Source organism: Massilia sp. (genome assembly GCF_046293535.1).
Classification (GTDB): domain Bacteria; phylum Pseudomonadota; class Gammaproteobacteria; order Burkholderiales; family Burkholderiaceae_D; genus Telluria.
Genome location: NZ_JBKBOV010000031.1, coordinates 46920 through 55135 on the forward strand (window position 1 = coordinate 46920; position 8216 = coordinate 55135).

At 66.2% G+C, this 8216-nt stretch carries 8 protein-coding genes; 3 read left to right on the forward strand and 5 right to left on the reverse strand.

Annotated elements, in window-relative coordinates; all coding sequences use genetic code 11:
• Positions 1-25: 25 nt before the first annotated feature.
• Positions 26-1222, forward strand: a complete 1197-nt coding sequence (locus tag ACK4S9_RS16230; RefSeq protein ID WP_409727542.1) for an acyltransferase family protein — start codon at positions 26-28, stop codon at positions 1220-1222.
• 110 nt (positions 1223-1332) lie between these two features.
• On the opposite strand, the gene ACK4S9_RS16235 is transcribed toward ACK4S9_RS16230, so the two are convergent.
• The 3 genes from ACK4S9_RS16235 to ACK4S9_RS16245 form a co-directional block, all read right to left on the reverse strand.
• A complete protein-coding gene (locus ACK4S9_RS16235) occupies positions 1333-1806 on the reverse strand; it encodes a hypothetical protein (protein WP_409727545.1) in 474 nt (157 codons plus the stop codon).
• Between the two features lie 66 nt (positions 1807-1872).
• Positions 1873-2745 carry a pirin family protein gene (locus ACK4S9_RS16240; RefSeq protein ID WP_409727548.1) on the reverse strand — a complete coding sequence of 291 codons (873 nt, stop codon included), beginning with the start codon at positions 2743-2745 and terminating at the stop codon, positions 1873-1875.
• Between the two features lie 66 nt (positions 2746-2811).
• Positions 2812-3408, reverse strand: a complete 597-nt coding sequence (locus ACK4S9_RS16245) for an FMN-dependent NADH-azoreductase (protein ID WP_409727550.1) — start codon at positions 3406-3408, stop codon at positions 2812-2814.
• Positions 3409-3520: 112 nt separating this feature from the next.
• On the opposite strand from ACK4S9_RS16245, the gene ACK4S9_RS16250 reads away from it, so the two are divergent.
• A complete protein-coding gene (locus ACK4S9_RS16250) occupies positions 3521-4504 on the forward strand; it encodes a LysR substrate-binding domain-containing protein (protein ID WP_409727553.1) in 984 nt (327 codons plus the stop codon).
• Here ACK4S9_RS16250 and asd read toward each other — a convergent pair.
• Positions 4437-5252: an archaetidylserine decarboxylase gene (gene asd, locus ACK4S9_RS16255; protein ID WP_409727556.1), complete on the reverse strand. Its 816-nt coding sequence runs from the start codon at positions 5250-5252 to the stop codon at positions 4437-4439. The two genes, ACK4S9_RS16250 and asd, sit on opposite strands and share 68 nt — an antisense overlap.
• A 242-nt stretch (positions 5253-5494) precedes the next feature.
• On the opposite strand from asd, the gene ACK4S9_RS16260 reads away from it, so the two are divergent.
• Positions 5495-7702, forward strand: coding sequence for a TonB-dependent receptor plug domain-containing protein (locus tag ACK4S9_RS16260; RefSeq protein WP_409727559.1), 2208 nt, complete (start codon positions 5495-5497; stop codon positions 7700-7702).
• A gap of 59 nt (positions 7703-7761) precedes the next feature.
• On the opposite strand, the gene ACK4S9_RS16265 is transcribed toward ACK4S9_RS16260, so the two are convergent.
• On the reverse strand, positions 7762-8216 hold a 455-nt coding region (locus ACK4S9_RS16265), incomplete at its 5' end, for an IS1595 family transposase (protein WP_409727562.1).

The following is an 8216-nucleotide window of genomic DNA, read 5'->3' on the forward strand; positions in this document are numbered from 1 at the left end:
ACATTTTATCGGCAAACAGTGGCACATGCCGAAGCGCCGTGGCATGATCCGCAACTTCCCAACCGAAACGGCCAGCATGTCCACCCACTCCACCCGCGTCCACGGCCTCGACACGCTGCGCGCGCTCGCCGTGACGCTGGTCGTCCTGCACCATTACGTGCTGTTCGTCAGCAATGCGCCGACCTTCGGCTGGGTGGGCGAGATCGGCTGGGTCGGCGTCGACCTGTTCTTTGCCCTGTCCGGCTACCTGATCGGCAACCAGATCTTCGCGGGCATGAAAAGCCCCGGCGGCTTCTCGCTGAAGCATTTCTATGCGCGCCGCCTGCTGCGCACGCTGCCGAACTACTGGGTGGTGCTGGCGCTGTACTTCCTGTGGCCGGCCTTTCGCGGCGAGGCGCCGCTGCTGCCGCTGTGGGAGTACGCGACATTCATCCAGAACTTCGCCTTGGAGCCGGGCATCGCGTTCTCGCACAGCTGGTCGCTGGCGATCGAGGAGCAGTTCTACGTGCTGCTGCCGGCGCTGGCGCTGCTGGGCGCGGCCTTGAAGGGTTCGCTGCGGGGCTCGCTGCGGCTGGCCTGGAGCGCCATCGCGCTCGCCTTCATTGCCGGCATGCTGGTGCGCGCCAACCTGTGGCAGGAGATGGCGGAGCAGAACTATAAGCTTTACTTCTATTTCAAGTACATTTATTACTCAAGCTTATGCAGATATGACGAGTTGCTGGCCGGCGTGGCCCTGGCGCTGCTGCGCAACCAGCATGCCGGCATCTGGGCCCAGCTGACCCGGCACGGCAACCTGATGGGCGTGCTGGGCCTGCTCGTGTGCGCGCTGGCGTTCCGGTTCTTCCTCGACGATCGCTACGGCTTCGGCATCACCGTGTTCGGCTTTCCGCTGATGGCGCTCGGCTTCTCGCTGCTGATCGTCGCCAGCGTGGCCGAGGGCTCGCTGCTGCGCGGCCTGCGGGTGCCCGGGGCCGGGCAGCTGGCGCTGTGGTCCTATGCGATCTACCTGCTGCACAAGCCGGTATGCGTGATGGCGGCCGGATGGCTGCAAGGGCAGGGCTATGGCGCCGGGCATCCGCTGACGATAGGGGCGCTGCTGCTCCTGTCGGTGGTGACCGGCTGGCTGCTCTACAAGCTGGTGGAAACGCCCTTCATGCTGCTGCGCGAGCGCTATGTGCCGAGCAATGCGGCGCGGCCAGCGTCGCGGCAGGTCATCGTGTAGCTGGACGCGCGGACGGCGGAGCCGTCCACCCTACGCCTGGCTCGCGGTCCTAGGGTGTTCGGCTATGCCGAACGCGCGTTCAAGCAGCCGTTGATTTGCCCATGTGCGATTCAAGACCGCGCCTCGATGACGCCGAACGCGGCCGGCGCGTCCGCCAGGTAGGCCAGGATGGCGTTCGCCTGCACGTGCGGCTCGTAGCTCGAAGTATCGCGGATCGCCTGGCGCAGCCCCGGCACGGTCTCGACCGTGTGCGGGCTGCGGTAGGCCGCGACCAGGAGCGCCGCCAGGTCGACCGGCGCCCCCTGCCCGCGGCGCAGGCGCTGCTCGATGATGCCCAGCAGGGTGCGCTGCATGCGCGGCGTCGGGTTGAGGATTTCGCCGAACAGGGAAGGGGTGTTGGCGATCGCTTCGCACATGCGCTGCTCGATGGCGTCCGGTTTCAGGTCCGAGGGAATGTCGAAATAAGCCTTGTTCCAGCGCGTGCGCGCATAGGCGTGACCGGGCGGGAAGGAGTCGGCCGTTTCGAAGCCGAGCGCGCGGCTGGCGCGCCCGAGCAGCTCGGCCAGGGTGTCGATCAGGGGCATAAAAAAACGGGATGAGCCGGTGTCATCCCGTCAGTGTATCAGGCGGCAATGGCGCTCGGCAAAGCCTCAGGCTGCGAACCGCCCCGCCCGGAAATCGTCGAAGGCCTGGTACAGCTCTTCGGTGGTGTTCATGACGAAGGGACCGTGCTGCGCGATCGGCTCGTTCAGCGGGCGTCCCGCCAGCAGGATCAGCCGGGTCGGCTCGAGCGCCTTGATGCGCACGCCGTCGGCGCGCGCGGCATTGTCCAGCACCGCCATGCGCGTCTTGCCCACGCCCTTGCCCTCGACCACCGCGTCGCCCCGGTACACGTACAGGAAAGCGTTGTGGCCCTGCGGGATCGGCTGCTCGAAGCTCACGCCGGCCGGGATCTCGATGTCGAGATAGAGCGGTTGCGTCACCTCGCGCTGCACCGCGCCCCGCACGCCGTGGGCCTCGCCGGCGATCACCTGCACGGTCACGCCGTCGTCGCTGGTGAAACGCGGCACTTCCTCGGTCGGGATGTCGCGATACCACGGGTCCATCATCTTGTCCTTGGCGGGCAGGTTGAGCCACAGCTGGAAGCCTTCCATCAGGCCCTCGTCCTGCTCCGGCATCTCGGAGTGGATCACGCCGCGGCCGGCGGTCATCCACTGCACGCCGCCATTGGTCACCAGGCCCTCGTTGCCGGCGCTGTCGCGGTGGCGCATACGGCCGCTCAGCATGTAGGTGACGGTCTCGAAGCCGCGGTGCGGGTGCTCGGGGAAGCCGGCGATGTAGTCGCCCGCCTTGTCGCTGCCGAAGGCGTCCAGCATCAGGAAGGGGTCGAGGCGGCGCTGCAGGGAACCGGTCAGCACGCGGTTGATCTTCACGCCCGCGCCGTCCATCACGAACTGGCCCTGGATCAGGCGTTCGACGCCGCGCGATGTCGCGATTGCCGCTGTGTTGGTCAACTGGGTCATGCTGTTCTCCTCGTGCTTCGGTTCGTCGTGCGCCGCCTCCCGGCGGCGCGCTGCCAGGTCAATGCCTTAGGCCAGCGCCGCTTCCACGGCTTCGTTGGCTGCCTGCTGGCCCTTGGCGGCCATCTCCGGACCCATGTTCAGGCCCGACGAATAGATGAAGGTGTGGTCGGTCAGGCCCAGGAAGTTCAGCAGCATGCGGATGTGCGGCACCTGCGGGTCGGCTTCCACCGGGTACACGCCGCCGCGAGCCGTGGCCACGTACACCTTCTTGTTCTTCAGCAGGCCTTCCGGACCGGTCTCGGTATAGCGGAAGGTCACGCCGGAGCGGGCGATCGCGTCGAACCAGTTCTTCAGCTGCACCGGCATGCCGAAGTTGTACATCGGGGCGCCGATCACGATCACGTCGGCGGCCTGGGCCTCGGCGATCAGCGCGTCGTCCAGGGCCACGCGGGCGGCCTGCTCGGCGGTGCGCTGGTCGGCCGGGGTGAACAGGGCACCGACGGCGGCGCCGTCCAGCACCGGGTGCGGTTGGGCGCCGAAGTCGCGGCGCACGACTTTTGCATCAGGGTTGCTCGATACGAGCTTATCGACGATCAGCTTGCTGACGCGGGTCGATTCTGAATCATTGCCACGGACGCTGGAGGTGATTTGCAGGATGTTCATGTTTTGTGTCCCTTCATTCCAAGATAGTTTGTCGATGCAGACAGGTTAGTGGTTCCAAAAACGAAGCGGAAGCCATTAGAATGGATAACATTAACCCACTGGTGGAACAATCATGGAAGTCGAACCGAATGACCTGCTGCTGTTCGCCCGCATCGTCGAGGCGGGCAGTTTCAGCCGCGCGGCCGAGCGGGTGCAGCTGCCGAAATCGACCGTCTCGCGCCGCATCGCGCTGCTGGAGCAGAAGCTGGGCGAGCGCCTCCTGCAGCGCACCACGCGCAAGCTGGTGCTGACCGAGTTCGGCGCCAGCCTGCTCGAGCACGCGCGCAAGGTGGCGGAAGAGGTCGAGGCGGCCGGCGCCCTGGCCCAGCACCGCCAGGGGGAGCCGAGCGGCAAGCTGCGCATGTCCCTGCCGGGCGACTTCGCCAATATCGGCCTGCAGGAGGTGATTGCGCGCTTCATCGCGCGCTATCCCGAGGTGTCGCTGGAACTGGACCTGTCGCCACGCCGGGTCGACCTGATCGCCGAAGGCTTCGACATCGCTATCCGCATGGGCGAATTGCCGGACGACGCCTCGCTGAACGCGCGCCCGATCAACCTCGAACACTGGGGACTGTATGCCTCGCCCGCCTACCTGGGGCGGCACGGCCTGCCCGAGCATCCCGACGACCTGCTGCGGCACGACCTGCTGTGCATGCTGAGCCGCTACGGCGGCGCGACGCCCTGGGTGCTCACCCGCGGCAAGCTGCGCTGGGAACGGCAAGTGCCTGCGCGCCTCACCGCCAATTCGCCCGAACTGCTGGCGCGGCTCGCATCGCGCGGCGCGGGGATCGCCGCCAGCTCGCTGACCTTCGCCGGCCCTTACCTGCAGACGGGGGAGCTGGTGCGGGTGCTGCCGGAATGGGAGCCGCCGACCACCCAGGGATGGGCGGTCTTTCCGGGCCGTCGCCTGATGCCGGCCAAGACCCGGGCCTTCCTCGACCTGATGGAAGAGAAATGCACCGAATACGAAGGCCGGTCCATAGCCGCGATCAGCGCGGACGGTTCCCCATCGTCTCGCCCAGGCGCACCGGACGCTCCGGCGCCCACTCGCCGTTGAAGGAGATCGTCCCCTTCTTGAACAGCATGACGACGGTGGAGCCGAGCAGGAAGCGGCCCATCTCTTCGCCTTTCTTCAGCACGACGGGATGCGAATCGTAGCTCCATTCGCAGATGCGCGGCATGCGCGGCGGATTCACCACGCCGTGCCAGCTGGTGGCCATGCTGCCGACGATGGTCGCGCCCACCAGGGTCATCACGAAGGGGCCGTGTTCTTCCGACTCGAACACGCACACGACACGCTCGTTGCGGGCAAACAGGCCCGGCACGCCGCGCGCCGTGGTCGGGTTCACCGAGAACAGCTTGCCCGGCACGTAGATCATGCGCGTCAGGCGGCCATCGCAGGGCATGTGGATGCGGTGGTAGTCCTTCGGACTCAGGTAGAGGTTGGCGAAGTGGCCGTGCTGGAAGTGCGCCGCCAGCGTCTCGTCGCCGCCGACCAGTTCCGCCGAGGTAAATTTATGCCCCTTGGCCTGGAAGATGTGGTGGTCGTCGATGTCGCCGAACTGGCTGATGGCGCCGTCCACCGGGCACACGAAGTCGGCATTCGCCAGCGGGCGCGCGTCACCGCGCAGCGGGCGCGTGAAGAACTCGTTGAAGCTGCTGTAGCTGGCGATGTCCGGGTTCGCCGCCTCGTCCATGTTGACGCCGTACTTGGCCACGAACCAGCGGATCAGGCGCGTGGTCATGGCGCCTCCCTTCGCTCCGGCCACGCGGCCGGCGAAGTTGGTCAGCGCCGTCTTCGGCATCACATATTGGGGCAGGACTTTTATCCGGGACACTTTGACAGGCCTCTCGATTTGAAAACGATCGCGCATTATACGGGCTTCACATACGGGAATGCATGTTTATCGCCTGCTAACAGTGTACTCCAGTGCTCGTATGGACGGCGTATGCGAGAAAAATAGTTGCAACATGCATATTCGATTCTTGGAGACAGGCTGAGTTGCTTCTGGGACAATTGCGATTCCTATCACTTTCGAAGTATTCAATGTCCCCCGTATCCCGTCCCTTCCGTTTGACCGTGCTCGCCGCCGCGATCAGCCTGTGCCTTCCGGCTCTCAGCGCCTCCGCGCAAGATGCCAAGACCCCGGCGCCAGCCGCTGCGACCAAGGCGGAGCCGGCCAAGAAGATCTCCCAGGTCGAGGTGAAGGGCACGGCCGACAGCTATGACCCGCGCCGCGACGACACCGCCACCAAGGTCGTGGTCAGCAGCGAAGAAATCACCAAGTACGGCGACACCAATGTGCTGGACGTGCTCAAGCGCGTGCCGGGCATCACCGTCAATTCGTCCAACGGCCGCGGCGGCGAGATCCGCATGCGCGGCCTGGGGGCAGGCTACACCCAGGTCCTGGTCAACGGCGAACGCGCGCCGGCCGGCTTCTCGATGGACTCGCTGGCGCCGGACTCGATCGAGCGCATCGAGGTGCTGCGCGCGGCCAGCGCCGAGTTCTCGACCCAGTCGGTGGCGGGCACCATCAACATCATCCTCAAGCGCGCGGTCAAGAACCGCCTGCGCGAGCTGAAGCTGGCCGCCCAGGGATCGAGCAATAGCTACGGGCCGAACGCCAACCTGCAGATGTCGGACCGCGACGGCGGCTTCTCGTACTCGATCTCGGCCAACGCGATGAAGGACCGCTTCGAGTTCGAGTCCACCGGCGAGGAACGGGGCGTGGCGCCCAATGGCGAAGTCACCATGCTGCGCACTATGGTGCTGCCGCAGAAGGGCGAGATGAGCGTGGTGAACCTGAGCCCGCGCCTGAACTGGACGCTCGGCCAGGACAATACCCTGACCTCGCAGACCTTCATCAACCAGCACCGCTTCAAGAACCGCTTCAGCCAGCCGACCACGACCCTGATCGGTCCGCCGCCCGCCTATCCGAACCTGGCCAATGCCTTCGAGGCGAAGAACGGGTTCCTGCGCTCCGACCTCTCCTGGGCGCGCAAGTTCGAGTCCGGCGCCAAGCTCGACCTCAAGGTGGGCGCACAGGCCCTGGAGAACGAGAGCATCTCGCAGCGCACCGCCGCAACCAGCGCCGGCCTGCCGCTGCTGGACACCACCAGCCTGCTCGACGGCCGCGACCGCGGCGTGAACTCCACCGGCAAGTACAGCCGCACGATCGAGAAGGGCCACACCTTCGCCTTCGGCTGGGACGGCGGCGTCGACACCCGCGACGACGAACGCAAGGACATCAACCGCGTGCGTGTGAGTGGCAACGTCCCGTCCTACGAAGTCTCGGAAGCGCGCGTCAAGCGCCTGGCCGTGTTCGCGCAGGACGAATGGAATATTACCCCGGCCTGGTCGATGTACCTGGGAGCGCGCTGGGAAGGCATCCGCACCCGCGTCACCGGCAATACCTTCGAGCGCGGCGAATCGAGCTCCAACGTCTGGAGCCCGATCATGCAGACGCTCTACAAGATCCCCGGCAAGAAGGGCGACCAGCTGCGCCTGGCCCTGACCCGCACCTACAAGGCACCCGGCGTGGGCAGCCTGACCCCGCGCCGCCAGGTGAGCGAGAACAACAGCTCGACCGAACCGGATTACCGCGGCAACCCGAACCTCAAGCCGGAACTGGCCTTCGGTATCGACGCGGCCTGGGAGCACTACTGGGCCGAAGGCGCGCTGCTGTCGGTGAGCGTGTCGCAGCGCCGCATCGACGACTTCACCCGCAACCTGACCTATTTCGACGGCGAGCGCTGGATCCAGACCCCGAGCAACCAGGACAGCGCCGTCACGCGCTCGCTCGAGATCGAGACCAAGTTCCCGCTCAAGGCCGTCATGAAGGACGCGCCGGCGGTCGACCTGCGCGCCAGCGTCAACCGCAACTGGTCGCGCGTGCAGTCCGTGCCCGGCCCGGACAACCGCCTCGACCAGCAGACCCCGCTGACGGTCAACCTGGGCGCCGACTACAAAGTAGGCGCCCTGAGCACCGGCGGCAGCTTCGCCTACCGCCGCGGCGGCCCGGTGCGGGTGTCTGTTAACCAGCGCGCCTACGTGATGCCGCGCCGCGAACTGGACATGTATGCGCTGTGGAAGTTCGACGCGCAGCGCCAGCTGCGTTTCGCGGTCAGCAACATGACGAGCCAGGACTTCATCAACGAAAACACCTACGAGGACGAACGCTTTGGTGCGCAGACCCGCAGATTCGTGTTCCCGCAAGGGGTGCGCTACCGCCTGACCTATGAGCTGAAGTTCTGAACGCCCTTCCGAACCGACTGCAAGCCCGGCCTCTGTGCCGGGCTTTCTTTTTGGCGCTGTCACCGTTCGCTATGGATGACTCCGATCGCAATGCGCAGTAATTGCTCCGCCGTCGTGATCCGTCCTCCATCGAGCGCCCGGCGCCATCCAAGATAGTTCGGCAAGTAGCGCGAAGCGACACCGCGGAAGCGGCTCAGCCATTGCCGGAAGCGCTGGTGGTAGGCGTTCACGTTTTGCACATGGACGGCGCCGGCAAGGCCGCGGCGTACCCGCACGCCGGCGCGCAGGTTAACCGCCTCGTGCGCAATGCCGTGCTTGCGGGCGAAACTGCGATAGGCGGCGTGCGCGTCGCTGACCAGGAGCACCTGCCGCTCGAGCCTGGGCAGCAGGTGGCGCTCCAGCTGCGCTACAGTCAAGGCGCCGCGGCCGACCACGGCATCGACGGTTTGGCCACTGCGGTCGCGCGCGACCAGAATGCAGTCGAGCTCGCGTGAGATGCCGCGCTTGCCTGCGC

Coding starts and splice junctions, on each gene's coding strand:
- ACK4S9_RS16230 (WP_409727542.1), top strand. CDS start 26: ATGCCGAAGCGCCGTGGCATGATCCGCAACTTCCCAACCGAAACGGCC.
- ACK4S9_RS16235 (WP_409727545.1), bottom strand. CDS start 1,806: ATGCCCCTGATCGACACCCTGGCCGAGCTGCTCGGGCGCGCCAGCCGC.
- ACK4S9_RS16240 (WP_409727548.1), bottom strand. CDS start 2,745: ATGACCCAGTTGACCAACACAGCGGCAATCGCGACATCGCGCGGCGTC.
- ACK4S9_RS16245 (WP_409727550.1), bottom strand. CDS start 3,408: ATGAACATCCTGCAAATCACCTCCAGCGTCCGTGGCAATGATTCAGAA.
- ACK4S9_RS16250 (WP_409727553.1), top strand. CDS start 3,521: ATGGAAGTCGAACCGAATGACCTGCTGCTGTTCGCCCGCATCGTCGAG.
- asd (WP_409727556.1), bottom strand. CDS start 5,252: ATGCCGAAGACGGCGCTGACCAACTTCGCCGGCCGCGTGGCCGGAGCG.
- ACK4S9_RS16260 (WP_409727559.1), top strand. CDS start 5,495: ATGTCCCCCGTATCCCGTCCCTTCCGTTTGACCGTGCTCGCCGCCGCG.